The sequence below is a fragment of the Prevotella ihumii genome (assembly GCF_900155655.1).
GTDB classification, from domain to species: domain Bacteria; phylum Bacteroidota; class Bacteroidia; order Bacteroidales; family Bacteroidaceae; genus Prevotella; species Prevotella ihumii.
This window is the reverse complement of the sequence record NZ_LT706987.1, coordinates 2,797,177-2,822,491: the sequence shown is the minus strand read 5'-3', so window position 1 is coordinate 2,822,491 and position 25,315 is coordinate 2,797,177. Positions and strand designations below refer to the sequence as shown.

Annotated in this window: 26 protein-coding genes; 8 read left to right on the top strand and 18 right to left on the bottom strand. The window is 41.8% G+C overall.

The features are described 5' to 3' along the window. The first annotated feature begins 63 nt into the window (after nt 1-63). Nucleotides 64-975, top strand: coding sequence for a glycosyltransferase family protein (locus CZ367_RS12310; RefSeq protein WP_077197116.1), 912 nt, complete (start codon nt 64-66; stop codon nt 973-975). 102 nt (nt 976-1,077) lie between these two features. Further along, nucleotides 1,078-2,115 (top strand): DHH family phosphoesterase, encoded by a 1,038-nt coding sequence (locus CZ367_RS12305; RefSeq protein ID WP_077197115.1) that lies wholly within the window; start codon nt 1,078-1,080, stop codon nt 2,113-2,115. Between the two features lie 273 nt (nt 2,116-2,388). Here CZ367_RS12305 and CZ367_RS12300 read toward each other — a convergent pair whose 3' ends face one another. Further along, entirely contained in the window at nt 2,389-3,597 is a 1,209-nt protein-coding gene (locus CZ367_RS12300) for an L-serine ammonia-lyase, iron-sulfur-dependent, subunit alpha (RefSeq protein WP_077197114.1), read from the bottom strand. Between the two features lie 218 nt (nt 3,598-3,815). Here CZ367_RS12300 and CZ367_RS12295 point away from each other — a divergent pair, with 218 nt between their 5' ends. Continuing rightward, nucleotides 3,816-4,499 (top strand): peptidylprolyl isomerase, encoded by a 684-nt coding sequence (locus CZ367_RS12295; protein ID WP_077197113.1) that lies wholly within the window; start codon nt 3,816-3,818, stop codon nt 4,497-4,499. A gap of 388 nt (nt 4,500-4,887) precedes the next feature. On the opposite strand, the gene serB is transcribed toward CZ367_RS12295, so the two are convergent. The 8 genes from serB to CZ367_RS15195 form a co-directional block, all read right to left on the bottom strand. Beyond that, complete coding sequence (gene serB / locus CZ367_RS12290) at nt 4,888-6,135, bottom strand: phosphoserine phosphatase SerB (RefSeq protein ID WP_077197457.1); 1,248 nt, start codon at nt 6,133-6,135, stop codon at nt 4,888-4,890. A 103-nt stretch (nt 6,136-6,238) separates the two neighbouring features. Further along, nucleotides 6,239-6,811 (bottom strand): UpxY family transcription antiterminator, encoded by a 573-nt coding sequence (locus CZ367_RS12285; protein ID WP_077197112.1) that lies wholly within the window; start codon nt 6,809-6,811, stop codon nt 6,239-6,241. A gap of 61 nt (nt 6,812-6,872) precedes the next feature. After that, a complete protein-coding gene (locus CZ367_RS12280; protein ID WP_144006038.1) occupies nt 6,873-7,448 on the bottom strand; it encodes an anthranilate synthase component II in 576 nt (191 codons plus the stop codon). 27 nt (nt 7,449-7,475) lie between these two features. Beyond that, nucleotides 7,476-8,138 carry a phosphoribosylanthranilate isomerase gene (gene trpF / locus CZ367_RS12275; protein WP_077197110.1) on the bottom strand — a complete coding sequence of 221 codons (663 nt, stop codon included), beginning with the start codon at nt 8,136-8,138 and terminating at the stop codon, nt 7,476-7,478. Nucleotides 8,139-8,159: 21 nt separating this feature from the next. Beyond that, complete coding sequence (locus CZ367_RS12270; RefSeq protein ID WP_077197109.1) at nt 8,160-8,960, bottom strand: indole-3-glycerol phosphate synthase TrpC; 801 nt, start codon at nt 8,958-8,960, stop codon at nt 8,160-8,162. Nucleotides 8,961-8,979: 19 nt separating this feature from the next. Next, nucleotides 8,980-9,768 (bottom strand): DUF4738 domain-containing protein, encoded by a 789-nt coding sequence (locus CZ367_RS12265; protein ID WP_077197108.1) that lies wholly within the window; start codon nt 9,766-9,768, stop codon nt 8,980-8,982. A gap of 102 nt (nt 9,769-9,870) precedes the next feature. Continuing rightward, on the bottom strand, nt 9,871-10,422 hold the full coding sequence (gene rfbC, locus CZ367_RS12260) for a dTDP-4-dehydrorhamnose 3,5-epimerase (protein ID WP_077197107.1): 552 nt from the start codon (nt 10,420-10,422) through the stop codon (nt 9,871-9,873). Nucleotides 10,423-10,607: 185 nt separating this feature from the next. Continuing rightward, nucleotides 10,608-10,841, bottom strand: a complete 234-nt coding sequence (locus CZ367_RS15195) for a hypothetical protein (protein WP_144005990.1) — start codon at nt 10,839-10,841, stop codon at nt 10,608-10,610. 55 nt (nt 10,842-10,896) lie between these two features. Between CZ367_RS15195 and CZ367_RS12255 the strand changes: the two genes are divergently transcribed. Both CZ367_RS12255 and CZ367_RS12250 read left to right on the top strand, forming a co-directional pair. Further along, nucleotides 10,897-11,880 (top strand): HU domain-containing protein, encoded by a 984-nt coding sequence (locus tag CZ367_RS12255; RefSeq protein WP_077197106.1) that lies wholly within the window; start codon nt 10,897-10,899, stop codon nt 11,878-11,880. Between the two features lie 6 nt (nt 11,881-11,886). Then, nucleotides 11,887-12,429 carry an FHA domain-containing protein gene (locus CZ367_RS12250; RefSeq protein WP_077197105.1) on the top strand — a complete coding sequence of 181 codons (543 nt, stop codon included), beginning with the start codon at nt 11,887-11,889 and terminating at the stop codon, nt 12,427-12,429. A gap of 631 nt (nt 12,430-13,060) precedes the next feature. On the opposite strand, the gene CZ367_RS12240 is transcribed toward CZ367_RS12250, so the two are convergent. The 4 genes from CZ367_RS12240 to CZ367_RS12225 all read right to left on the bottom strand — a co-directional run bounded on the left by CZ367_RS12240 (nt 13,061) and on the right by CZ367_RS12225 (nt 18,148). Continuing rightward, nucleotides 13,061-15,589 (bottom strand): ATP-dependent Clp protease ATP-binding subunit, encoded by a 2,529-nt coding sequence (locus CZ367_RS12240; protein ID WP_077197103.1) that lies wholly within the window; start codon nt 15,587-15,589, stop codon nt 13,061-13,063. A 189-nt stretch (nt 15,590-15,778) separates the two neighbouring features. Then, nucleotides 15,779-15,910, bottom strand: a complete 132-nt coding sequence (locus CZ367_RS12235; RefSeq protein ID WP_077197102.1) for a dehydrogenase — start codon at nt 15,908-15,910, stop codon at nt 15,779-15,781. Continuing rightward, nucleotides 15,900-17,339 (bottom strand): DUF4270 domain-containing protein, encoded by a 1,440-nt coding sequence (locus CZ367_RS12230; RefSeq protein WP_077197101.1) that lies wholly within the window; start codon nt 17,337-17,339, stop codon nt 15,900-15,902. The genes CZ367_RS12235 and CZ367_RS12230 overlap by 11 nt, the downstream gene beginning before the upstream one ends. Next, complete coding sequence (locus CZ367_RS12225) at nt 17,336-18,148, bottom strand: glycogen/starch synthase (RefSeq protein ID WP_077197456.1); 813 nt, start codon at nt 18,146-18,148, stop codon at nt 17,336-17,338. The genes CZ367_RS12230 and CZ367_RS12225 overlap by 4 nt, the downstream gene beginning before the upstream one ends. A 233-nt stretch (nt 18,149-18,381) precedes the next feature. On the opposite strand from CZ367_RS12225, the gene panC reads away from it, so the two are divergent. Together panC and panD are read left to right on the top strand one after the other, a co-directional pair. Next, entirely contained in the window at nt 18,382-19,233 is an 852-nt protein-coding gene (panC, locus tag CZ367_RS12220; protein ID WP_077197100.1) for a pantoate--beta-alanine ligase, read from the top strand. A gap of 5 nt (nt 19,234-19,238) precedes the next feature. Further along, nucleotides 19,239-19,586 (top strand): aspartate 1-decarboxylase, encoded by a 348-nt coding sequence (gene panD / locus CZ367_RS12215; RefSeq protein ID WP_077197099.1) that lies wholly within the window; start codon nt 19,239-19,241, stop codon nt 19,584-19,586. A gap of 194 nt (nt 19,587-19,780) precedes the next feature. Here panD and CZ367_RS16515 read toward each other — a convergent pair whose 3' ends face one another. The 3 genes from CZ367_RS16515 to rplU form a co-directional block, all read right to left on the bottom strand. Next, the gene (locus CZ367_RS16515; protein WP_262500740.1) at nt 19,781-19,912 is read right to left on the bottom strand and encodes a hypothetical protein; all 132 of its coding nucleotides are present in this window, start codon (nt 19,910-19,912) and stop codon (nt 19,781-19,783) included. Between the two features lie 117 nt (nt 19,913-20,029). Continuing rightward, entirely contained in the window at nt 20,030-20,317 is a 288-nt protein-coding gene (rpmA, locus tag CZ367_RS12210) for a 50S ribosomal protein L27 (protein WP_077197098.1), read from the bottom strand. A gap of 17 nt (nt 20,318-20,334) precedes the next feature. Then, nucleotides 20,335-20,652 (bottom strand): 50S ribosomal protein L21, encoded by a 318-nt coding sequence (rplU, locus tag CZ367_RS12205; RefSeq protein ID WP_077197097.1) that lies wholly within the window; start codon nt 20,650-20,652, stop codon nt 20,335-20,337. 673 nt (nt 20,653-21,325) lie between these two features. On the opposite strand from rplU, the gene CZ367_RS12200 reads away from it, so the two are divergent. Further along, the gene (locus CZ367_RS12200; RefSeq protein WP_077197096.1) at nt 21,326-22,987 is read left to right on the top strand and encodes an AMP-binding protein; all 1,662 of its coding nucleotides are present in this window, start codon (nt 21,326-21,328) and stop codon (nt 22,985-22,987) included. A 271-nt stretch (nt 22,988-23,258) separates the two neighbouring features. Here the strand turns inward: CZ367_RS12200 and tnpC are convergent, their stop codons facing one another. Together tnpC and tnpB are read right to left on the bottom strand one after the other, a co-directional pair. Next, complete coding sequence (gene tnpC, locus CZ367_RS12195; RefSeq protein WP_237581718.1) at nt 23,259-24,833, bottom strand: IS66 family transposase; 1,575 nt, start codon at nt 24,831-24,833, stop codon at nt 23,259-23,261. Nucleotides 24,834-24,917: 84 nt separating this feature from the next. After that, nucleotides 24,918-25,262, bottom strand: coding sequence for an IS66 family insertion sequence element accessory protein TnpB (gene tnpB, locus CZ367_RS12190; protein WP_077197094.1), 345 nt, complete (start codon nt 25,260-25,262; stop codon nt 24,918-24,920). Nucleotides 25,263-25,315: the final 53 nt, after the last annotated feature.

Here is a 25,315-nt window from a genome sequence, read left to right as displayed (position 1 = left end):
TTCGTACCTTTGCCAATGAAAAAGAGGAATACTTGAAATTTTAAATATTATAAATATATCAATATGAAACCAACATTATTGCTTCTTGCAGCTGGTATGGGCAGCCGCTATGGTGGATTGAAACAGCTTGACGGATTAGGGCCTAATGGCGAAACCATTATGGATTACTCTATTTACGATGCTATTCAAGCGGGCTTCGGTAAAATAGTTTTCGTTATCCGTAGAGACTTCGAACAGCAATTCCGCGAGCAAGTATTGTCTAAATATGAAGGTCATATCCCTGCCGAGCTTGTTTTTCAAGCAATAGACGCACTTCCCGAAGGCTTCACAGTACCAGAAGGACGCGAAAAACCTTGGGGAACCAACCACGCTATTTTGATGGCAAAAGATGTTATCAAAGAACCTTTCTGCGTTATCAATTGCGACGATTTCTACAATCGTGATTGCTTCAAGGTTATTGGCAAATTCTTGTCAGACCTCCCTAAAGGTGCTCGCAATAGTTATGCAATGGTGGGCTTCCGTGTAGGCAACACATTGAGCGAAAACGGAACTGTATCTCGTGGACTTTGTTCTACCAATGCTGAAGGCAACCTCACAACAGTTGTGGAACGCACAAAGATAGAACGCCGTGACGGCAAGGTGCAATATATGAATGAGGACGAGTCGTGGACAATAGTTGACGACAATACACCTACTTCGATGAATGTATGGGGATTTACCCCCGACTACTTTGAGTATAGCGATGCTTACTTCAAGGAGTTCTTGTCAGACCCTAAGAATATGGAGAACAAGAAGTCGGAATACTTCATTCCAATGATGGTAAACAAGCTCATCAACGACAACACAGCCACTGTAAAGGTTCTCGATACCACCAGCACGTGGTTTGGCGTTACCTACCCTGCGGATAGAGATGGCGTTGTGGCTCGCATACAAAAGTTGATTGACGAAGGCGTTTATCCTTCTAAATTATTCTAAATATTAACAACAAAGCATACATTCGTATCTTACACGATGCGAATGTATGCTTTTATTTTTATAAATATCAATCAGGACTAAACATCTTTTAAGGGTACACGAATGAATATCAATCTCTTAGACACAACCCAATTGGAACAGCTCCGCACCCTGCTCCAAACCTCCCAACACATTGTTATTTGTGCGCACAAGTCGCCCGATGGTGATGCGGTAGGCTCAACATTAGCGTGGAAATCATATTTGAAACAGATAGGAAAAGACGACGTAAAGGTTTGTTTGCCAGATGCTTATCCCGACTTTCTGCAATGGCTGCCAGGGACAAACGAAATAATAAGACACGACAAACGCCCTGCCGAAGTAAAACAAGCTTTCGACAACGCTGACCTTGTATGCTGTCTCGACTTCAATCAGAATAGCCGTGTAGAGGATATGCTCCCATTATTAGAGGGTTGCAAAGCTAAACGACTCCTCATAGACCACCATCTTGACCCCGACACAAACAACGAGCTAACCATCTCAAACACAGAGATGTCGAGTACAAGCGAGATTGTTTTCCGACTTATTGCTCAACTCGATGGTTACGAACAGATGGGAAAAGACTGCGCACAATGTATTTATTGTGGTATGATGACCGACACAGGCGGTTTCACCTACAACTCTACACGTCCCGAAATCTATTACATCATCAGTTTACTCTTGCAAAAAAGAATAGACAAAGACAAGATTTACAATCGTGTGTATCACAACTATTCGGCAAATGCCATCAAACTGCGTGGACACATTATTTACAATAAACTCCAAGTGATAGACGAGTTGCACGCTGCTTATTTTACTGTTACAAAGGCAGAAATGCAACGTTTCCACTTTATCAAGGGCGATATGGAGGGCGTAGTAAACATACCCCAACAGATAAAAGGCTTAAAACTAAGCATCTCTTTGCGCGAAGATACCGAACGCCCCAACCTTGTTCTTGTTAGCTTACGTTCGGGCAACGGCTTCCATTGTCAACCTATGGCGGTGAAATTCTTCAATGGTGGTGGCCACGCCGATGCTTCAGGCGGCAAGCTACATTGCTCTATCGAGGAAGCCGAACAAATCACACTACGTGCAATAATGGCTTTCAAAGACGAGTTAAGATAAGAACAGTAAATTACGAAACAAATAAACCCAAATCGGTCGTTAGACCAGTTTAGGTGCTTACTTTATTATTTTTGAAACTTATGAGATGTCTTTTGGATTATTTTGGCTTTATTTTACCTATACCTGCAGTCACATAGCCCGCTATGCTCCTTTGATATATGCAAAATAAATCTCAAAATAATCGCAAAATACATTCTCATTCTAACGAACCGATTTGGGATAAAAAAACTCCTTCTCACTGTGCTTACAGTTGGAAGGAGTTTTTCTTTTATTTTACCATTCAAAATCTTGTGCCAATCCGCCTTCGCTCGTTTCCTTGTAAAGCGAAGGAATATCGTGTCCCGTTTGCTTCATTACTTCCACTACCCTATCGAACGATACACGATGGCGACCATCGCTGAAGTTAGCATATAGTTGGGCATCTAAAGCTCGGCAAGCTGCAAAAGCATTGCGCTCAATGCAAGGTATCTGAACTAAACCACACACAGGGTCGCAAGTCATTCCCAAGTGATGTTCCAACCCCATTTCGGCAGCATACTCTATCTGCGAAGGTGTGCCACCAAAAAGTTGACAAGCAGCAGCCGAAGCCATAGCACAAGCCACCCCCACTTCGCCTTGACAGCCTACTTCAGCGCCCGAAATAGAGGCATTATGTTTCACTACATTGCCAAAAAGACCTGCCGTTGCCAACGAACGCAATATTTTGCGCTCAGTAAAGTCAGGACTCTTAGCCAGCTGATACAATACGGCAGGCACAACACCGCACGACCCACAAGTGGGGGCTGTTACGATAGTGCCGCCCGAAGCATTTTGTTCGCTCACTGCCAAAGCGTAGGCATAAACCAACCCACGTGCCTGTAACGATTCCTTATAAGCACGTGCCTTAATGTAGTAGTTGCTTGCCTTTCTCGATAGGTTCAAACTGCCAGGGAGTACCCCTGCATTATCCAACCCTTCTTCCACCGCTGTTCGCATCGTTTGCCACACCTCGCTAAGGTAGTCCCATATCTCTTCGCCCTCGCAGTGTTCCACGTATTCCCAGTAGCCACGACCGCTTGCCTCGCACCACTTCTGTATTTCTTTCAGCGTATTTAGTTCATATACAGGTTCGGTATAGAACATATCTTCCTTGCCTTTGCCTTCCGACAATGCACCACCGCCAACGCTGTACACCTCCCACTCATCGGTAACTTCGTTAGCTGCATTGAGCGACTTGTACAACATACCGTTAGTATGGTAAGGCAATACTTCAGTAGGTTTCCAAACGATTTCGATTGGGGCAATCTTGTTCAATACCTCAATGATAGCCACATCGGTTAAGTGACCCTTGCCCGTTGCTGCCAAACTGCCATAAAGCGTTACTTCAAAGGCAGCAGCCTCAGGATGGCGACCTGCAAATATCTCCGCAGCACGCTGAGGCCCCATCGTATGGCTACTCGATGGACCTTTCCCGATCCTAAATATTTCTTTTAATGAGTTCATTATGTCTCTGTATCCAATTCTTAATTCGTTACTTGAGGTAGAAGTTACGCCACCTTATATATTATTAATATGCAAAAGTAATAAAATTATTCGGCTAACCATCACTTCTCGCCCACTATCATCACGCATTATGGATAATAAAGCAAATATTTTGCTGAAATCAAAAAAAATAAGTAAGTTTGCACATATCATTATTTGAAATAATCAAAACATAAACAATGAAAAAACTATTCACAACCCTCGTTTTAGCGGTATTTGCCCTTGCAATGCACGCACAAACAGATACTCTACGTCACGAAATTTTGATGGAAACCGATAGTGGCAACATACGTTTGGTGCTCTACAACGAAACCCCAAAACACCGAGACAACTTCTTAAAACAAACCAAGAATGGGGCATACGATGGTGTGTTGTTCCATCGTGTTATCAAGAACTTTATGGTTCAGGCAGGCGACCAAGCGTCTAAAACAGCACAAGCAGGACAAATGCTTGGCGACACACCAGAGCCTTACACCATACCTGCCGAAATCTGTTTCCCTAAACTTTTTCACAAGCGAGGGGCATTAGCAGCAGCGCGCGAGGGCGATGATGTAAATCCGCAACGTGCGTCATCGTCTACTCAATTCTACATTGTGTGGGGACAAAAGTTCTCTGATGGTCAGTTGGATTGGGCGCAAGAGCGTATCGACAAACATACAAACGGAACTGTAAAACTTACACCCGAAATAAAAGAAGTGTACAAAACCTTAGGCGGAACGCCACATCTTGATGGCTCGTACACCGTATTTGGCGAGGTAATAGAGGGGCTTGACATTGTAGAAAAGATACAACAGGCAGTTGGGGATGAGAACGATCGCCCACTGACTGACATCAGAATACGCAAAGCAACGGTTGTGAAATAACGTTCATCACAATACGGAGAAAGGTTAGAAATACCACCCAAAAGGTACAACAGCAGACGCTCCATATACCGAAAAACAGAACAATGCGCTTTTAAGTCTAAAACCTTAAAAGCGCATTTGTAATTTATTGATTATTAAGAATTTATAGATGCCACCTAAAACATATATGTTTGACCGCTTAAAACATATATGTTTGACCCTCCCAAAGTTCAACTTTGACATTCCCAAACATATATGTTTTGTATTTTAAAGATAGATGTATTGGAGTGAAAAGATGGCGTGAGGAAAAATAGAACAATTATTTAGATACAAAAAAGCTATGTTTATATACAATTGTCTTGTACATAAACATAGCATTTTTCTACTTCGTTCTATTTACTAATTGGGTCTAAAACTTTCCAGCTTCACCCAAATAGCTGTCCTTAAAGCCAAGGAAGTAGAGCACACCATCGAGTCCCATTTTGGTGAGGTTTTGTTCGGCAGTTTCACGAACTCGTGGCTTAGCGTGGAAAGCAATACCCAAACCCGCTTCAGAAATCATTGGCAAGTCGTTAGCACCATCGCCCACAGCAATGGTTTGCGCGAGGTTTACTTTCTCTACCTGTGCGATGAGTTTCAAGAGTTCTGCCTTTCGCTTCCCGTCTACCACATCGCCAAGGTATCTACCTGTGAGCTTATTGTTTTCGTCTATTTCCAATTCGTTGGCATACACATAGTCTATGCCGTATTTGCGTTGGAGGTATTCTCCGAAGTAGGTAAATCCACCACTAAGAATAGCTATCTTATAACCACAGTTTTTCAGTACGCCCATCAGTCGGTCTACACCTTCTGTAATTGGAAGGTTTTGTGCTATCTCTTCCATCACACCCACATCAAGACCCTTCAACAAGGCTACACGTTCCTTAAAGCTTTCCTTGAAGTCGAGTTCGCCACGCATCGCACGTTCAGTGATTTCGGCTACCTGCTCGCCAACTCCAGCTTTCTTTGCCAATTCGTCTATACACTCGGTTTGAATGAGTGTAGAGTCCATATCAAAACAGATAAGTCTTCTCATTCTACGGTACATATTATCCTTTTGCAAAGAGAAATCTATGTCTTGTTCTTGGCTCATCTGCATCAAGTCGGCTTGCATCTGGTCATAGTTCTTAGGTGTGCCACGGAGCGAAAATTCTATGCAAGCACGTACGCTTTCGGTCTGTGTCTTGATGCTCTGACGACCTGTAAGACGGGTTATTGTGTCAATATTCATTCCGTGCTTCGCAATGGCTTGCGTGGTAGCCTTGATGTTTGCTGCCGATAGTTGACGTCCTATAATGGTGAGAATGTATCTGTTTTTGCCTTGTTGGCTCACCCACTCTTCGTATTCGTCATCGGTTACGGGCGAGAAACCTATATTTACACCAAGTTCTGTTGCCTTAAAGAGCAAGGCCTTCATTACCCTTCCAGAGTTGTTTTCGGTGGTTCTAATCAATATACCCAACGACAATGTGGCGTGAATATCTGCCTGACCAATGTCAAGCACATGTGCATCATACTCTGCCAAGATGCACATTATTTCGGCGGTAAGTCCAGGGCGGTCTTGTCCCGTTACACGAATTAAAATCTGTTCTTCTTGAATTACATTAGTTTCATTCATAACTTTTATCATTTAGTTATGCAAAAGTAAGCATTTATTGTGAAACTGACAATAAATGCAGACGAATACTTTAGTGCTTAATCGTTTTTTTATATGATTGTAATCAATTTGTATCTAATGGCTCGCAACACCATCTTGTAACTTTCAACATCACACTGACGCCCGGGATTTCTTTGAGCAAATAGTACTTTTTGCTCGAACGTACCAATCGCCCTGTTATGCCTTTTAATGGGCCAAACTTTACACAAACAAGGTCGCCAGGTTTTATTGCTGCTTCTTCGGGAGTGATGTATTTGCGGATAGAGATGTCAGGATTGCACATAATACGAAATTCGTACATCTCTTTAGAAGGGATAAGATAGTACTCTTTGTTTTCCTTCGACTTGGTATAAACGGCTATTTTGTGGTTAGCTTCGTACACAATGCGCTTAAATTTGGCAACCTCTATCGTCTGTTTCACAAATAGAAAGTTGCGAACCACTGGGCGAAGATAGCGGTGAACTCTACCTCGTGCGTCCTCTTCGTCTACATAATGCATTGGTGTAAATACCTCTAATCCCTTGCTTCTAAAGTAGTTTGTAACTTCGTCTAACTTGAGTGTGAACAACCGAATAGCAAACCAAGGCTTGCCATCGTCAACTATTTCATCAATATATTTGCTTTGCTGCTCGTTCATCATCTCGCTGATTATACTTTTTACTTAAATGAAAGGGGTGTAAATAGAGAAAACTAAGAATTTAAGACCTTGTTAACCAATTGGTCAAAATAGTTTTCCCACTTGGCGTCAATATACTTTCGGGGTGAAACTGTATGCCATATACGTTGTACTGCTTATGACGAAAGGCCATAATTTGTCCATCGCTACTTTCTGCAATAACCTCTAAACAAGTGGGAAAATTGGCTTTTGATACTATCCAACTGTGGTATCTGCCTACAAGAAACTCGTGGTCTAAACCATCAAAAATAGGCGAAACGTGGGTTTGCACTACCTTTGTTTGCGCTCCGTGGTAGACTTGCAAAAGGTTTTCTATCGTTCCACCATAAACTTCTGCAATGGCTTGATGGCCTAAACATACACCAAGAATGGGCTTTTTACCTGCATAATGCTGAATAACTGTCAATAATTTGCCTGCCTCTGATGGTATCCCAGGGCCTGGACTCAAAATGATTTTGTCGTAATGCTGCAACTCGTCTATATCCAACGCATCGTTTTTGAATACGCTCACTTCTACTCCTATCTCGCGAACAAGGTGCACAAGATTGTAAGTGAACGAATCGTAATTGTCGATAATGGCACAAGTTGTTTTCTCCATATCCATATTTTATAGCGTCACCACCTATTATTGACCAACCTTTAATAAGGTTTCAAGCGTATTATCGTCGTCCTTGTCAATGGCTTTATTGATGCTTATGCCTGTAAAGTTTGGATTTTTTATGGCACAAACAGCTGCTATATTGGCTTCATTGATGCCTCCAATAAGAAAAGGAGTTGTACCTTTATAATCTTCAAATTGCTGTAAATCAACGTTTTCCCACGCACTTATATCAAATAAGATATAGTCTGCCACGCCTTCAAAAACCTTATACGCATCAATGTCAGTTTTGGTCTGAATATGTAAAGTCTTAACAATCTTGATGTTAGGGTGAATGTCAGGGTCTACGGTATTGCGCAAATTATTAATCATAACTGGCGATTCGCCCCCATTAAGCTGCACCATATTGAGTCCAAAGTTCACAATACGGGTAACTATCGTTTGTGGCATATCGTCAGCAAACACGCCGCAAAAGGCGATAGATTGGTTTGCTTCGTTCGCAACATACCCTTTTATCTTTCCTTGGGCAGCTTCCACACTTCCATAATTAGGGATAATGCCTGCTTGAGAGGAAATTTGACGCACGTAATATGGACTTTTGCTTCTGAAATCTAAACTTACACAATTCAAGTTTAGTGCTTTTGCCTTGTCTATATTCTGTGTGTGGCAGATATATGCTTTGGTTATCATATTCTAAAGATTGATGTTTGTCTAATTATTTATCTGTGTTAGAAGCTGTTGCAATGCAGTTCCAACCTCCTCACTTTCCATTAAGTAGGTGTCTACAATGCAACCTTGATACCCCACACTGCGCAATTGGTTTGCTATTGCTGCATCTGTAATGCCCCCTGCGCTTATCGTTAACAAGTCGGTTGGTAATTTTTCAGCCAATTGCAGCGAAATGTTAGTATCCATTTCCAAGGTTGCAAACTTGCGATTGTTTACCAAACACATATCAGGGTTGCAATTTAGGTACTCTAATTCGCTCTCATCGTGAATTTCTAACACTATTTCAAGATGGAGTTGGGCACAAAGCGATGTAAACGATTGGCACACCTCAATGGGTAATAACGCCGCATTGAGCGTTACAGCCGATGCACCTGCGTGCTTTGCTTGAAAGAGTTGATAGTCGTCAATGATATAGTTGCGATAAAGAATAGGTAAGGTTACGTGGGCTGCACGTGCTTCTTGGATATATTCATCATACCCTCCAAAGTACTTAAAGTCGGTAGGAAAACTTATGCCTGTTGCGCCATTGGCTTCAAAAGCTAAAGCTATATCACGCGGTTTAGCAGCCTTATTTATCCATTCTTTGCCTGGTTGTTTCCTCACAAATTCAGCTATAATGCCCGAATTGCTTTGCATTAATGCCGCTTTCATTGATGGTGTTTGTGTGTCAAAACTGCCTTTGCTTTCCAAAAGGGCATACAATCGCTTCATTGGAATGTATTGTTTCCAAAGCTCAAGTTCGGCTTGCTTGTTTGCAACTATCTCTTCTAATATATCACGCATATAGTTTTCTCGTTAGGTTTTAGCGCATTCGCTGTGTTACCTTTCCATCGGTCGTAATTCTTACCTCCACCACGTATGCCGTAGAAGCGTCGGGAACACCTATCACAGCATCATAATAGAGTGCTTTGTCATCGCAGTGGGTGAACTCGAACTTGCGCAATATGCTCTTTGCCATCAATGTTTTATCTATGAGGGCTGCAAACTCTTGCTTGCGGAAGTCGTGCGCATAAACGAGTGAGCCGTGGTTTGAGATAGCCAAATGTGCCACATTATCAAGGTAGGTATTGTCTACCTCTACCCCATTATCATTGTATGATGATTTTACAACTCTATCTGATGTGGTTGCAATATTTACCTTGCTTTCAAAAAAGCCCATCGTTGTTTTCACAATGGTGTCGCTTTGCGCTGTAAGGAAGGTATTCATTGCATACACTTGATACATAAATGAGGGCAACAAGTCTCTGTTATTGCTCTTTACAAGTTTAACTTCCTCACCGTTTTTATTCACAAATTTGAACAGATGCTCAGCTTGTTTGGTTATCTTATAGCTATTTATATTGTTTCCTTTTAGGTACAACGAGTCCTTATAAATCCAAAAACGCACGGGCATACTTGCAGAATCTGGATAATAGATGCTGTCACCTTTAGCCCAAATAGCAGGTGTTCCGCCATCATCACTTACCCATATTCCTTGCAATAGCTCCTTAGCTTTAGGGTCTTCGTCAGGGTTATCGGCATTGGGAGATACATTCTTGCACCCCATAAATAACACCATAAGCAACAGAAAGCATATTCCTAATCTATTCATAATATGCATTTTACACTATCAATATTAAAGAAATACAACATAGAGATATAACAACGTTTATTCTATGCTTAATGTTTGCATCTTTTATTATCAACTGATAGCTTAGAAAAGGTCGGCATCTTTCCACGCCAAAGCCTTGGTCAAGTCCTTCTCCGAAAGCAATACATCGCCTTCATTCATTCCCCAATCAATGCCAATGGTCTCATCATTCCACTTGATACTTGCTTCGCTTTGTGGCGCATACACATTGTCTACCTTATAAGTAAACACTGCTTCGTCGCTCAACACCAAAAAGCCGTGAGCAAAACCACGAGGGATAAAGAATTGGCGTTTGTTTTCGTCAGACAATTCCGCAGCTACATACTTGCCCAATGTAGGCGAATCCTTGCGCAAGTCAACAGCTACATCAAGCACCTTTCCACGCAATACACGCACAAGTTTAGCTTGCGAGAATTCACCCTTCTGATAGTGCAAGCCACGCAACACACCATAGCTTGATTTAGATTCATTGTCTTGAATAAAGTCTACGTGATAGCCAATATTCTCGTCAAACTCTGCTTGCTTCCACGCTTCATAAAAGTAGCCACGTGCATCGCTAAACACCTTTGGTTCGATAATCCAAACACCGTCTATTTCAGTCTTCTTATATTCCATATCTATATGTCTTTTATTCTAATATTTAAAAAATTGCAATCTTGCGAACCTTAATATAAATAGAATATGTTAACATCTAAAGTATTAAAGTTCAATTCTTTTAATGCAAAGATAGCGTAAACGAGCGCAATACAAACTTACTTGTAAATTGCCGAGTGCAGTCTATCTTATGCAAAGGTAATATATTAAATCATTTTCTCCAAGGCTTCGTCTAATAAATATGATAAATCATATACCTTTTCTCGTTGATTTTTGTCACTTTCAAGTGTAACACCAAAAGTTTCTCTGGCACTATTCTTTTGGCAAAGAGAGAATTTTCCATATCCAATTATTGATACACAAAATTCCATCATTATGGCAAAGATATTAAATATAATTTGAATAAAAAAGGAATGATAACTATTTCTAATGCTTAGCATACTTTTAAGAAAAATGGTTTGGCACTTTACCGAAATTTGTCTAAATTTGCACACGATGATAAATATCGATCGACATATCGAAATTCTTTTGTTGGAAAATGACTGTGTCATTGTTCCTGGTTTAGGCGGCTTCGTTGCACATTTTGCGGAGGCACGCTACGATATATCCGACCGTTTGTTCCTCCCCCCATTTCGCACCATTGGATTTAACCCTGTACTAAGATTGAACGATTCGCTCTTAGCGCAAAGTTATATTGAGGCCTATGATGTAAGCTATCCCGAAGCAATGCAAAGGATAGAAGATGAAGTAGACCATATTAATAAAGTATTGGACGAGGAAGGAAGTATCGAGCTTAATGGACTTGGGCGTTTGACCAAGACCGATAGCAGCAAAATACTTTTCGAACCATACGAAGGAGGCTTACTTACACCACAGTTCTATGCCCTGAATAGCTACGAAATAGCTACTATTACAAAGGCAGAAGAACCTGTCGCTATTGTTGAAACCACAATAGAAGAAGAGCCAACAAAAGCCAAAATAATAAGCATAGATACCAATAAGCAAGGCGAAAAGCGACTAAGTGTGAGCCTAAAAGCCATTAAAGAAGTATCGGTAGCTGCTGCCATCATTGCCTTTATATTTATTGCTGGCTTTGCTTCGCAGACCCAACACGGGCTGAATGACCAAACCGTAAAAAGCGGAATGTTTGCCAACTTGTTTGATTCGAGCGAAGTTTCGGACAGCAACACTGCATTCCACCCTACCCCTGTACAAAAGGTGAGCAACAAAACAGAGGCAAAAAGCAAGCACTATTGGACAATAGTATTGGCAAGTCACGTCACTACCAACAATGCCAACGCCTTTGTAAAGCAACTACAAAAGAATGGTTTTACCAAAGCACACGTCTATGTTGGCTCAAGCAGCACAAAGGTTTTGTACGGAGAATATGCAACAGCACAAAAGGCTGTTGACCACTTGAACACACTAAGAAGCAACGCCAACTTTAAGCAGGCTTGGGTGTTAGAAATAGGAAAATAAGATTTTATGAAGCGAGTAAGATGCCCAAAATGCGATAATTTCATCACCTTTGATGAAAAGAAATATCAGTCAGGTCAACGTTTAGTATTCGAATGTCCCAATTGTAGCAAGCAGTTTGGCATTAGAATAGGTGTGTCAAAACTGCACAAAACACAAAAGGAGGCAGCCGAAACACCTGAAAATCAGGACGAAGAAACTGAATACGGAGCAATACACGTAATAGAAAACTGTTTCCACTACAAGCAAATTATTCCGCTTCATTGGGGTGTAAATACCATCGGAAGATACCAAAAGGGTAACCCTATCAATTGTCCAATAGAAACGGTAGACCCAAGTGTGGATATGACACACTGCTCTATCACGGTATCGAAGGATAAGAAGGGTAACCTAAAATATGTATTGAAAGACGGACCTTCGTACACAGGAACGTTTGTAGATAATCAAATTCTTGGCGATACAGAGCAACGTGTTATTGAGCACGGAACACTCTTTACTATTGGTGCTACAAGCGTAATTCTTTATACACACGCTGAAGAAGGCGAAGAATAACACAGCTTTGCTAAGCTATTTTTATCTATTTTTCGCTAATAACGAAACAAGTGAACAAGGAAAAATAGAACAAAGCGAAGCAAGACATCTATTTTCAAAGACAAAACTGTATCTTGCTGATAACAAGGTTGTTATCTACACATTCCAATACATATATGTTTCACCGTCTCAAAGTTCAACTTTGGCATTGCCAAACATATATGTTTTGCTTTTCAAAGATAGATGTATGGCTCTCAAAAGATGGGAAAAAGAAAAATAGAACATTCTTAAATGAAAGAAACAAAATAAGAGTTCTTCTCTTTCTATTCTATATAGGCTGATTCTATAAATTAGCTTTGTTAGATTTTGAGCTTATTTTTGAGGTCAAAATGCAAGAGCGTGAAGGAGTGTAGCGAGCTACACGACTGAACGAACTTACATTTTGAACCCAAAAGAAGCCAAAAGATAACAAAACGTATTTCATAAAAATTTAATGACTATATGCGGTGGTAATTTATAGAACCAGCCTATAATAAATAAAAAACGCTCAGAGTCTTAACACCTCTGAGCGTTTTGCTTTCTATAAACTTATTAACGATAAATAGCCAAAAGGTCTTATTTATCTGTGACGCACAGCATATTCCACACGTATTTACTTGAAGGTGAGCAATTCTGCATTAGGATTTTTGCCTATTGCAATGGTATCACCTTCGTGGAGTTCGCCCGAAAGAATACGCTCGCTGATGCCATCTTCTATGTAGTTTTGGATAGCACGCTTCAGCGGACGAGCACCAAACTGCACATCGTATCCCTTTGTTGCCACAAACTCTTTTGCCTTGTCGGTAATGGTGAGCTGATAGCCAAGGGCATTGACACGCTTGAAAAGACCTGCAAGTTCAATGTCGATTATCTTCTTAATGGCTTCAAGGTCGAGCTGATCAAAGGTGATAATCTCATCTAATCGGTTCAAAAATTCAGGAGCAAACTGCTTGCTAAGGCTCTTCTGAACAATAGCACGTGCACGCTCTTTATCGGTTGCGCTGTGCGAAAGTCCGTTAAGATTTGACGCTGTAAAGCCCACGCCCTGCCCAAATTCTTTGAGCTGGCGAGTACCTGCATTCGAAGTCATAATGATGATGGTATTGCGGAAGTCTATCAAACGTCCATTGCCATCTGTCAAACGACCTTCGTCCAGCACTTGCAACAACATATTGAATACATTGCCGTGTGCCTTTTCTATTTCGTCCAACAACACTATAGAATATGGGTGACGGCGTACACGCTCTGTAAGTTGACCTCCCTCATCATATCCCACATACCCTGGAGGTGCACCAATGAGGCGTGAGGTATTGAAACTCTCGGTGTATTCGCTCATATCTATTCGAATAAGCGAGTCGGAAGAACCAAACATTATTTCGGCTAACTTCTTGGCTAAGTATGTTTTACCTACACCTGTAGGGCCAAGAAACATAAATGCACCGATAGGGTGATTAGGGTCTTTCAGTCCTACACGATTGCGCTGAATAGCCTTCACCATCTTTTCGATAGCTCCGTCTTGTGCTATTACCTGTTGGCGAAGTTGGTCGCCCATCGTCTTTAGGCGCAATCCTTCGCCTTCTTGCATACGCTGTACAGGCACGCCTGTCATCATCGAAATAACATCAGCAACCTTGTCTTCGTGTATCTCTACTCGGTCGTTCACCTCGCCACGCTCCCAACGTTTTTGTGCTTCGTTGAGTGTTTTCTCCAATTCAGTTTGGCGGTCACGGAAGCTTGCAGCAAGTTCAAAATTCTGATTTTGTACAGCAGAATTTTTCTTTTCTTGTGCTTCTTCTATCTGCTTTTGTATCTCTACTATCTCTTTAGGTATCTGTGCATTCTGAAGATGTACACGTGAACCCACTTCGTCCATAGCGTCAATAGCCTTATCGGGGAACGCACGGTCGGTGACATATCGCTCTGTCAACTTGACACACGCACGAATTGCCTCGTCAGTATAGGTAACGTGGTGGTGTGCCTCGTAACGTTCTTTGATGTTTTGGAGTATCTGCAAGGTCTCTTCAGCGGTAGTTTGCTCTACCATAACTTTTTGGAAACGACGCTCCAACGCACCGTCTTTCTCTATCGACTTGCGATATTCATCAATTGTGGTTGCACCGATGCATTGTATTGTACCACGAGCAAGGGCGGGTTTCAATATGTTGGCAGCGTCCATAGACCCTGGAGTTGAACCTGCACCGATGAGGGTATGAATTTCATCAATGAAAATGATAATATCAGGATTTTGCTCTATTTCCTTTATCAATGCACGAATACGCTCTTCAAACTGTCCGCGATATTTTGTTCCTGCTACAACGGCTGTCATATCAAGGGTAACAACTCGCTTATTGAAAAGGATTGGAGAGGTCATTCTACGTACAATGAGTTGTGCCAATCCTTCCACAATGGCACTCTTACCTACACCAGGTTCGCCTATAAGGATAGGGTTGTTCTTCTTCCTACGACCAAGTATCTCGCTCACACGTTGAATTTCTTTCTCGCGTCCTACCACAGGATCGAGTTTTCCTTCCGATGCAGCAAGAGTAAGGTCTGTGCCAAAATTGTCTAATACAGGAGTTTTCGACTTTGCACTCTTGCTTTGTGTCGCTTTGGCAGTTCCATTGTTTGCATTAGCACCACCCAATATTGGGTCGTCTTCCTCCTCGTCTTCGCCTGCCATTCCTATTCCGTCTTGTATCGCATTGTGCTGTGGTTGGAGATGAGAGAGGGCAGTTTGGTAGTCAAGGTTGTTACTTTCCAACACTTGCTTTGCACCATTGTTCACCGAGTCGTGAAGTATTGCCAACAAAACGTGTGGCAAATCTACAGTTTGGGTGCGCTGACTACGTGCTTCGAGTACTGCTAATTTGAGTATATTATTGGCTCTCTCGTTCAAAATCATATCTGTAGAGAGCATTCTTTCGCTACCTATTTCGTTGCGAACCTTATCTTCTAAGTCGTGTTTTACACGCTCCAAATCCATTTGAAGCGTATTCATCATATTCGAAATATCAACATTATCTTCACGAAGTATTGCCAATAGGATGTGTTCGGGGCCAACCGACTGGCTCGCCAATCGTTCTGCCTCTTCCCTACTGAAAGCTAATACTTCTGACACCTTGGGTGAAAATTGATTTATCATTGTCCTAAAATCTTTCTTTTATTCGTCTACAACTTTTATAAAGTCGTTTTCTTTATTATTGCAAATGGTGTGCCAAACAATAAATGGCAAGGAAAATAAATGCTTTTCCTTGCCATTATCATCTGATTTTATATTTTTTAAGATGTGTAAGCGCAAAGGTTTATCGCTTACAACACATTTTCATTGCGCTTATAGTGACTCGTCTTCAGGTTTTATAATCCGTCGTTGAACCACCTTCTTTTTATGTTTCTTGCGTCTAAGCCACTCTGCTTTCCTCGCTTCGTAGTCTTGATAACGCTTTTCTAAGAAATTATCTGCCATTGAATTTGCTATAAACAACCGACATTTTGATATTTCCCGTGGCTGCATCACCGCCTAATAACTTCGCAGACGACAAGCCCATAAAGAGCGAAATCTTATTGATTGCAGTTTGTCCATCACTTGTTTTGGTGGTGTGAACATCAACAGGAACAACTACAACCTTGCCCCAATTGGCTGTATTACTTGCAGTGTTGCGTGTCTTTGCAAAAAGATTTACAATGCCTGCAATGTTGTTGAACACATAGTTGTTAGCACTTGCATCGTAATGAGCTATATACGAGGTCTTGTTGTCAATGTTTTTACCTTTCTTAAAGAATGATGCCAAACTATCTGAAGGTAATATCAAGAGATGTTTTGGAACGTCCAATGTATAAGCACTGTTCGTCTCATTAATCATTCGCTTTAGTTCTATCTTAGCCGAATTGATGGTGTCTGTCTCGTGTCCACGCAAAACTTCAGCAATAGGAAGTGTAAACTCGGTGAACAAACCTGCTGGTGTCTTGATGTAAGAGCTACCTTGTATGTTTGCTAAGCGTTGCATTTGTGTCTGATCTACATCAAAGTTGGTAAGCTGCAACACCTCTTCAGTACCCGTAAAACTTGTTGTTCCATTCTTTATTTTCTCACCATCTTTATAGCGATAGAACACTACCAATTGGGCAGCAGATACTTGCGCCATAGAGCCTAAGCCACTTGTAATCTTAAAAAAGAATCCAGGACACACTTCGTGAAGGAACTGATAAGCATTTCGAAAGTTCGCTTGATTTTCATAATACTTACGCATTATGTAAGTACCATAGTTATTGTAGGTTGTGCCACTCTTGTCCGTATATGCGCCATACATCTTCACACGGATATGTGGAGCATATTTTTTATCTGCTTTAAGGCTATCCGAAATATTGGCAGCACTGAGCGTATAACTCTGTTCAACAGCTATTCCACCATTTCTGACATATCCTTCCGCCAACGGACTGAACGATGAAGGATATATGCGACCTTCTTCCACAGGCTTTTGGAGTTCGTAAACAGTCATCTTCAGCTGGGCTGTCGAGTCGCCATAGTGATTGTTGTAATACAGAATAAGTTGGCACGAATCTGCCACAACCTTATCTTCAGCATCTCTGCTTACTATCTTTTGGTTGTCAATCATCTGATAATTCTTGAGCACGTTGAACTGTGACATATAATTAGCAGTGATATAAGTATTCGTTTCAGGGTCTTTCACTTGTCCAAGAAAACCTCTTGACGAATGAGCAATCATATCTGGTGCAAAGATACTTTTCGAACCGACATTAAATGTATCAGCCTTTATCTTCAAATTGTCTACTTCTCCTGTGAGCGAACCTCCAAGTTCGTTGGTTGTATCGTCGCACGAGATGATGCCAAAGGTGCATAGCACTAAGGCAAGCATTAAAAGTTTTGATTTCATCCGAGTATATTATTGTAAAACTCTGTGTACTTTGCTTTTATATCGCCTTGGTCTTGAGGCTGTTGTATCATAGGAATATTAATTTCAGAAGCGTAATTTATGAGGTCTTTATTTACCTTATCGCTTGTTTTAATAATACCATCAGAATAGTCTAAAGCCAATTTTCCGAGTTCAATAAAGTCAAAGTTATCACCATATTTATCAAGCATCTTTGCTTCTGCGCTGCGAAATTCCAAACAACGCTTAAAGTTTGAACCAAGGCTATCGTGTGGTTGCTCCGAGAAAAGCGAAGTGATAACCTTCGAGTTGGCAAACTGTGGCTCGTCGTGATATGCTGTCTTTACATAAAAAGGTACAACTGCCGACATCCAACCTTGACAGTGAATAATGTCTGGTGCCCATCTTAACTTCTTCACAGTTTCCAATACGCCACGTGCAAAGAATATGGCACGTTCGCCATTGTCAGGATAGTCGTTTCCCAACTCGTCCTTTGTCATTGCCGCACGCTTCTGAAAATAGTCCTCATTATCAATGAAATAAACCTGTATGCGGGTTTGCGGAATACTTGCCACCTTGATTATCAATGGGTGATCGATATCGTCTATGATTAAGTTGATACCCGATAAGCGTATCACCTCGTGAAGTTGACCACGTCGTTCATTGATAGCTGCCCACTTAGGCATAAATGTACGGATTTCAAAACCTGCATCTTGCATTTCGCGAGGCATATTAGCCCCAAAGAGTGACATCTCAGAATCCGGTACATACGGTGAGATTTCTTGATTGATGAACAATACTTTCTTTCCCATTCTAAATAACTTTTTGATTGCAAGATATAACTCAATAATGGCGCATAAAGCTAACTTCTGTTTTACCAAATATCAAGCCTATCTTTTGCAAAGTTATGAAAAAATATTGAGAAACTGCTCTTTTCTTTGTGAAATAGTACTTATTTCAACTAATATTGGCATATTTTTAGACTATTCATTGGTGTTTTAGATAAATTTGTTGTTACTTTGCACGCTGAAAGAAGATATTCAAAATGAAAGTATTCGAAAACATTGTTGATCTACAAAACGAACTATTTGAAGTTCGCAAGGAAGGAAAGCAAGTAGGATTAGTGCCCACAATGGGTGCATTGCATGAAGGACACGCATCTCTGATTGAAAGAAGTGTGAAAGAAAATGCCGTTACAGTAGTCTCGGTGTTCCTCAATCCTACCCAATTTAACGACAAAGGCGACCTCGACAGATACCCTCGCACATTAGAAGCCGACTGCAAGCTCATCGAAGCCTGCGGAGCTCAATATGTCTTTGCTCCTACTGTGGCAGAAATGTATCCTATGCCTGATACTCGTCAGTTTGAATTTCCACCACAAAGCACTGTGATGGAAGGCAAAAAACGACCGGGCCATTTCAACGGAGTGTGCCAAGTTGTCAGTCGTCTGTTCTACATCGTTCGTCCTAATAGGGCTTATTTTGGCGAAAAAGACTGGCAACAAATAGCTGTCGTAAAACGATTGGTAGACTATATCAATGCTGATGTAGAGATTGTAGAATGTCCTATCATTCGCGATGAAGATGGACTTGCTAAGAGCTCGCGCAACTCGCTTCTTGCTGCCGATGAACGTGCTATTGCGCCAAACATCTACCGCATATTGAAAGCCAGCACCGAATGGCAAAACTCGCTGACAATCAAAGAAACACACAGCAGGGTTATAGCAGAAATTAATGCCATAGAAGGGTTAGAAGTGGAATACTTCGACATTGTAGATGGCAACACATTATTGGCTGTAAACGAATGGGCGGACAGTGCCTACATTGTAGGTTGTATCACTGTTTATTGTGGTAAAACTCCTATTCGTCTTATCGACCATATCAAATACAAGGGATAAAAGAAATGCAAATAGAAGTACTAAAAAGCAAATTACATTGTGTCACCGTTACCGAGGCTAACCTTAATTATATGGGGAGCATCACTATCGACGAAGACTTACTCGATGCTGCAAATATGATTGCGGGCGAGAAGGTTCAGATAGTCAATAATAATAATGGTGAACGATTTGAAACCTATATTATAAAAGGTGAACGTGGCTCAGGCTGCATCTGTCTTAATGGTGCAGCAGCTCGCAAAGTACAGGTGGGTGACACGGTTATTATTATAAGTTACGCCTTGATGGATTTTGAAGAAGCCAAGATTTTCAAACCCAATGTAGTATTTCCAAGCGAAGGAAACAAATTGGGTTAATGGTGTAAAATCATACTTAGAACCAACAAAGGGGTTATGGGGAGCTAAAACGGCTGAACCATAACTCCTTTATCTATTGCCAAAAGAGATATAACGAAGAAAAAACTCAACTTTAGCCGCCCCTCGTTTCATCGTTTTCGATACCAAATGTAACACGTGGACAGCCTTTCGTATAAATTGTTCCCTCCTCATTACTACTCTTTAAACCCAAATCGGTCGTTAGACCAGTCGGACCAGTCGGACTTTTCTGACACGTCCGACTGGTCCGACTGGTCTGACTGGTCTAATGACTGATTTGGGTTTAAGCACATTAAAAACTGCTTCAAAATATTGCTTTCTTTCAGCAATATTTTTGAGCAGTACCCCATTAGACGCATAAATCCCAGACCTCCTTGGAGGTCTGGGATTTTATGTTGTTTGTTTGGAATAGTTGTTTGTTTTATTTACGCCTGAGGTGTTGTTTTTGCAGCGTAAACTTCCTCAGAGAGTACAGAGACCTTGCTCTTGTTGTACTTACCCTTGTGGAAGTAAACGATACCATCTGTCAATGCGTACAATGTATCGTCCTTACCTTGAGCTACATTATCACCTGGGTAGTGCTGATTGCCACGCTGACGAACGATGATGTTGCCTGCGATAATCTTCTGTCCACCACCAATCTTAACACCTAAACGCTTTGAATGTGATTCGCGACCGTTCTTAGAACTACCGACACCTTTTTTATGAGCCATTTCTTGTCCTCCTAAATTTAAGCGTTAATTGTTTTGATTTCAACCTGAGTGAATTGTGCGCGATGACCATTCTTCTTGCGATAGTCCTTGCGACGCTTCATCTTGAAGACAACAATCTTGTCGCCCTTTACGAGTGGAGTTACCACCTCAGCTACTACTTTAGCACCACTAACAGTAGGTGCGCCAACTGTGACTGCGCCTTCTTTGTCAATAAGAAGCACCTTGTCAAACTCAACAGTCTTGCCTTCTTCCGCATCTTTGATGTGGTTTACGAAAAGCTTCTTGCCTTCCTCAGCCTTAAACTGCTGACCGTTAATTTCTACAATTGCGTACATTTTTATATTTGTAAAACGGTTTCACCGATAGGCGGCGGAGCATCTTTCCCGCACTTATTCGAGCCTAAACGGCATAAAAACTCTGCAAAATTACAAAAAATACTTTGTATCAGTGAGATATATCCTCTCGCAAAGGATTATATTAATTATTTTTAACTGTCATTCTACCCTTATTCCCCTTCATTTTCAATCTACTTTGCTTCACAGTATGCCTACTCCGAGACACCTCTTATAATATGTGTGAAACAAAAGCGATAGTGGAAAAATAGAACAATAATATTTTACCATCAAACTTCAAAAACAGAGTTCTCAAACTATTGATATACAACACTTTACAAACTCCTTCCAAAACATATATGTTTTACACCCCAAAACATATATGTATTACCCTCCCAAAGTTCAACTTTGACAATGCCAAACATATATCTATTGCCGCCTAAAGATTAATCTTTAGTTTTCCAAAAACCGATAAAGGAAAAAACGAACAATCCATTTTTTAGAGCACTACTACCATTTTACCCTAAGTGAACGATTAACGGTCAAAATGCTGCACATATTTCACAAAATGCGCAATTTTGTGCAACTAAAAACGCAAAAATATCAATTGTTGCACATTATTTTTTGAAATGTGCAATGTTTTTATTACCTTTGCACCATCTATAAATTGTTTATGATGGAAAAAAATCCCAGTTTTAACGAATTAATTGAAAAGAGCATTACCACCCATTGGGATAGAGACGCTCTTACAGATTATAAAGGTAAAACCCTTCAGTATAATGATGTTGCTCGCAAGATTGAGAAAATTCACATCATGTTTGAAGCCAGTGGTGTACAAAAAGGCGACAAGATAGCAATATGCGGTCGAAACTCTTCGATGTGGGCAGCAACTTTCTTAGCTACACTCACATACGGAGCGATAGCTGTGCCTATTCTTCACGAGTTCACACCCGACCAAATCCACAATATCGTAAATCATTCGGACGCCAAATTGCTTTTTGTGGGCGATGTGGTGTCTACGCAGATTGATGCTACCAAAATGATGGGATTGGAAGGTATTATCTACCTACCCGACTTGTCGCTCGTAGTGAGCCGCACAGAGCAACTTACCTACGCTCGCGAGCATCTTAACGAGATGTTTGGACAGCGTTATCCTAAGTTCTTCCGTGCCGAACACGTACATTATTATAGAGAGCAAAGCCCTGACGAATTGGCACTTATCAACTATACCAGTGGTACAACAGGCCGCTCAAAGGGTGTTATGATACCTTATCGTGCCTTGTGGAGCAATGCCGACTTTGCTAAAAATGTATTGGACAATGTAGTAAAACCAGGCGAAAACATCATCAGTATTTTGCCAATGGCGCACATGTATGGTATGATGTTCGAGTTTATGTACGAATTTCTCGCAGGTGCGCACATCTTCTTCCTAACTCGTATGCCTTCGCCAGCCATCATTGCACAGGCATTGGCTGATGTGAAGCCTATCATTATGATAGCCGTTCCACTTGTTATTGAGAAGATTATCCGCAAGAAGGTGTTCCCAAAGATACAAAACCAACGTATGAAGTTGCTCCTCAACACACCTATTATTAGTAATAAGGTGAAAGAAAAGATTAGAGAGCAGGTGTATCAGGCATTTGGAGGCAATCTTTACCAAATTATTATTGGTGGTGCTGCCCTCAACAACGAAATAGAAAAGTTCTTGAAAGACATCAACTTCCCATTCACAGTGGGCTATGGTGCTACGGAGTGTGCGCCTATCATTGCTTATAGCGATTGGAAGGAGTTTGCCCTTCAGTCGTGTGGTCGTGCAGCACTGCATCAGGAAGTGGCTATCGATAGTCCTGACCCAGAAAATATAGCAGGCGAAATTCTGACAAAGGGTCCTAACGTGATGTTGGGTTACTATAAAAACGAAGAAGATACACGTGCAGCTTTAGACGCAGAGGGTTGGTATCACACTGGCGACTTAGGTACAATGGACGCTGCTGGCAACATCTTTATTCGTGGACGTTCTAAGAATATGCTCCTTGGTAGCAATGGTCAGAACATCTACCCTGAAGAAATAGAAGACAAGCTCAGTTCGTTGCCATTGGTGAGCGAATGTCTTGTTATTCAGCGTGGCGAAAAGCTCGTAGGATTGGTTTATCCTGACTATGAGGAAGCTAAAAACTTGAACCTCAACGATGCTGATATTAAGGCAATTATGGAGGAAAACAGAACACAGCTCAATGCTGTTACCCCTGCATACGCTAAAGTAACAGAAATGGAAGTAATGACAGAAGAGTTTGAGAAAACACCAAAGAAGTCTATCAAACGATTTATGTATAAGTAAGCCGATTAGAACTTACAATCGCTTATATTCAATAAACCCAAATCGGGCATTAGCCCAGTTTAGGTGCTTACTTTATTATTCTAACGACCGATTTGGAATAAAAAGAACAAACAAGAGCATACAAGAAATGCCATTGGAACGATCGTCCCAATGGCATTTTCTTTATTTTTTGTCTTATCAAATCTTTAGTACACTGTAAGCATCCAATATTAGCCGCCTTTCACACCAATAAATAACCCTTATATGTCTGGCAGCATATAAGGGTTATTTGTTATTTGAAGTTTGAAGGTAGCATTTTCGTGAGTTCCTCCTCCGTCATATCGGGCAGGGGCCTTGAAAGAACTTCCTTCATCCATTTGTATGGCTCTATGTCTGCTTCCCTGCAACACGCCATGAAGGTATAGAAGATGGCGTTGTTCTCCGCTCCCTCATTGTTACCACAGAACAGGTAGTTCTTTCTTCCAAGCGTGATGGGTCTGATGGCCTGTTCCATAAGGTTGTTGTCTATGTTGAAGCGTCCGTCCTGCACATACCTGCCAATGCGTATCCATACGGCGAAGGCATAACGCAGTGCCTTCTCCATAGCTTCGCCTGGGGTGTACTGTTTGTGTACATCCAACATATAGGTCTCCAAATACTTAAGAATAGGGTAAGCTTTAGCCTTTCGTTCTGTCTCCACTTCCTCGGGTGGTGCTTTCTTGTGTTTGAGGTTTTCCTCCAACTCATAAAGCGTGGCTATCGTTTCGATGATATGGGCGGCGTTCTTATCGTCAGCCGCCAGATGTTCGAACTTACGTCTCACGTGTGCCATACATCCTAACAGCACGATGCCCTGAACGTTCTCAAACCTGCTGTAGACCTCATACCCATCAGACTGTATGGCACCCTGGTAGCCCTTGAAGAGTTCATCTGCCACAGCGCCCGACCGCGACCCGTCCTTCCAATGGAAGAACACACCCTGGGAGTGTATGGCGTCACGCACGCCCCACAGGTATCCCTTGCGCGTCTTTCCCTTGCGGTCGGCAACCTGTACGCTGGTCTCGTCAACTTGAAGATAAGGACTTTGCAGGATCTGTCTTACTTGAAGTTTGTAAAGTGGATAAAGTGCATCGGCGGCATCGTGAACCCAGCTGTTGACGGTTGAGGTGGGGATGTTCACGCCCAGTTCCTTCCATCTTTCACATTGCCTATACTCGGGCTGGTGATAGGCGAACTTGGCGGTGATGATTTCGGCGAGCAGGGAAGCGTCGGCAAAACAATCCACCGCTTGCTTTTTCAAGGGGGCTTCCAGGATGTCGACCTTCGCATCCGTTGGCCGGGCTTCCTTCAGGCGGCAGATGACACGATCTTCTACCCTGACATAAAAGGATGAGGGACGCAGACACAGATGCTCACTTCTGTCATGTCCGATGATGACCATGCGCTCAGCGTCATAACCCTCTGGATATATCTCCGTCACCTGTCGCTCTATATTCTCGGGAACATAGGAGGCGTAGGCCCTACCCTTTCTGGAAAGACGGCTCACACGGCGTGATGACCTGCGTTGTCCGGCCTGCTGTTTTATCTCCTTGATGATGGGAAGGGCTTCTACCTGAGCCAGGGAGCCCTCTTTGGCCCACTGCTCGTCAAAAAGCGTACCCGCCCAGCCGCTTGCACTCTCAGGCAGGCGTTTCTCGCTGCGCCTGCCAAATACCATGCGCTCAAGTTCAAGAATACGACGGGACTTTCGTTCCAGCTCAGCATCCTTAATCTTAATCTCAGCATCCTTATCCTTAAGTTCAGCATCCCTTTGCTCAAGAAGTTTAACAACAGCTTCCCGAGTGAGAGAATGGTAGTCAGATGTCATTGTACTATAAGGCATATCCATCACATTATCAGTTCTTTATACGCTGTAAAGTTACGAAAAATATCTGACACTGGCAAGAAAATACTAAGATTTATTGTATCTTTTTCTTCGGTAGCAACTAGGGTTTATTCCTTCAATATAGAGTACCAATTCGTCCCAGCGAAGTTCATAAAATCCAGTTCTCGCCCGTATGATTTTAGGACTCAGGCAACCCTGTGCCATCTGTTTATGATACACGACAAAACCACAGCGTTCCCAGTGCAGCAATTTAATTCGGTTACGGGATCGATTGTAGAAAACGTAGACAACACCATCAGAAGGATTGAAGTCATTGCTGCGTACCAATTGGGACAGGCGAAGAATACCCTGACGCATATCCACAGGAGTGCAACAAACCCGGAAAACATTTGTTTCGTTGAGTACAAACATAAGTTTTTCGGGCAAAGGTAGTAAAGCAAGAATGTTACACAAAGGCGGCTAAT

What these genes read in the sequence shown, in the direction of transcription:
- CZ367_RS12310 (WP_077197116.1), top strand. Translation starts at nt 64, where the DNA reads ATGAAACCAACATTATTGCTTCTTGCAGCTGGTATGGGCAGCCGCTAT.
- CZ367_RS12305 (WP_077197115.1), top strand. Translation starts at nt 1,078, where the DNA reads ATGAATATCAATCTCTTAGACACAACCCAATTGGAACAGCTCCGCACC.
- CZ367_RS12300 (WP_077197114.1), bottom strand. Translation starts at nt 3,597, where the DNA reads ATGAACTCATTAAAAGAAATATTTAGGATCGGGAAAGGTCCATCGAGT.
- CZ367_RS12295 (WP_077197113.1), top strand. Translation starts at nt 3,816, where the DNA reads ATGAAAAAACTATTCACAACCCTCGTTTTAGCGGTATTTGCCCTTGCA.
- serB (WP_077197457.1), bottom strand. Translation starts at nt 6,135, where the DNA reads ATGAATGAAACTAATGTAATTCAAGAAGAACAGATTTTAATTCGTGTA.
- CZ367_RS12285 (WP_077197112.1), bottom strand. Translation starts at nt 6,811, where the DNA reads ATGAACGAGCAGCAAAGCAAATATATTGATGAAATAGTTGACGATGGC.
- CZ367_RS12280 (WP_144006038.1), bottom strand. Translation starts at nt 7,448, where the DNA reads ATGGAGAAAACAACTTGTGCCATTATCGACAATTACGATTCGTTCACT.
- trpF (WP_077197110.1), bottom strand. Translation starts at nt 8,138, where the DNA reads ATGATAACCAAAGCATATATCTGCCACACACAGAATATAGACAAGGCA.
- CZ367_RS12270 (WP_077197109.1), bottom strand. Translation starts at nt 8,960, where the DNA reads ATGCGTGATATATTAGAAGAGATAGTTGCAAACAAGCAAGCCGAACTT.
- CZ367_RS12265 (WP_077197108.1), bottom strand. Translation starts at nt 9,768, where the DNA reads ATGAATAGATTAGGAATATGCTTTCTGTTGCTTATGGTGTTATTTATG.
- rfbC (WP_077197107.1), bottom strand. Translation starts at nt 10,422, where the DNA reads ATGGAATATAAGAAGACTGAAATAGACGGTGTTTGGATTATCGAACCA.
- CZ367_RS15195 (WP_144005990.1), bottom strand. Translation starts at nt 10,841, where the DNA reads ATGCTAAGCATTAGAAATAGTTATCATTCCTTTTTTATTCAAATTATA.
- CZ367_RS12255 (WP_077197106.1), top strand. Translation starts at nt 10,897, where the DNA reads ATGATAAATATCGATCGACATATCGAAATTCTTTTGTTGGAAAATGAC.
- CZ367_RS12250 (WP_077197105.1), top strand. Translation starts at nt 11,887, where the DNA reads ATGAAGCGAGTAAGATGCCCAAAATGCGATAATTTCATCACCTTTGAT.
- CZ367_RS12240 (WP_077197103.1), bottom strand. Translation starts at nt 15,589, where the DNA reads ATGATAAATCAATTTTCACCCAAGGTGTCAGAAGTATTAGCTTTCAGT.
- CZ367_RS12235 (WP_077197102.1), bottom strand. Translation starts at nt 15,910, where the DNA reads ATGGCAGATAATTTCTTAGAAAAGCGTTATCAAGACTACGAAGCGAGG.
- CZ367_RS12230 (WP_077197101.1), bottom strand. Translation starts at nt 17,339, where the DNA reads ATGAAATCAAAACTTTTAATGCTTGCCTTAGTGCTATGCACCTTTGGC.
- CZ367_RS12225 (WP_077197456.1), bottom strand. Translation starts at nt 18,148, where the DNA reads ATGGGAAAGAAAGTATTGTTCATCAATCAAGAAATCTCACCGTATGTA.
- panC (WP_077197100.1), top strand. Translation starts at nt 18,382, where the DNA reads ATGAAAGTATTCGAAAACATTGTTGATCTACAAAACGAACTATTTGAA.
- panD (WP_077197099.1), top strand. Translation starts at nt 19,239, where the DNA reads ATGCAAATAGAAGTACTAAAAAGCAAATTACATTGTGTCACCGTTACC.
- rpmA (WP_077197098.1), bottom strand. Translation starts at nt 20,317, where the DNA reads ATGGCTCATAAAAAAGGTGTCGGTAGTTCTAAGAACGGTCGCGAATCA.
- rplU (WP_077197097.1), bottom strand. Translation starts at nt 20,652, where the DNA reads ATGTACGCAATTGTAGAAATTAACGGTCAGCAGTTTAAGGCTGAGGAA.
- CZ367_RS12200 (WP_077197096.1), top strand. Translation starts at nt 21,326, where the DNA reads ATGGAAAAAAATCCCAGTTTTAACGAATTAATTGAAAAGAGCATTACC.
- tnpC (WP_237581718.1), bottom strand. Translation starts at nt 24,833, where the DNA reads ATGACATCTGACTACCATTCTCTCACTCGGGAAGCTGTTGTTAAACTT.
- tnpB (WP_077197094.1), bottom strand. Translation starts at nt 25,262, where the DNA reads ATGTTTGTACTCAACGAAACAAATGTTTTCCGGGTTTGTTGCACTCCT.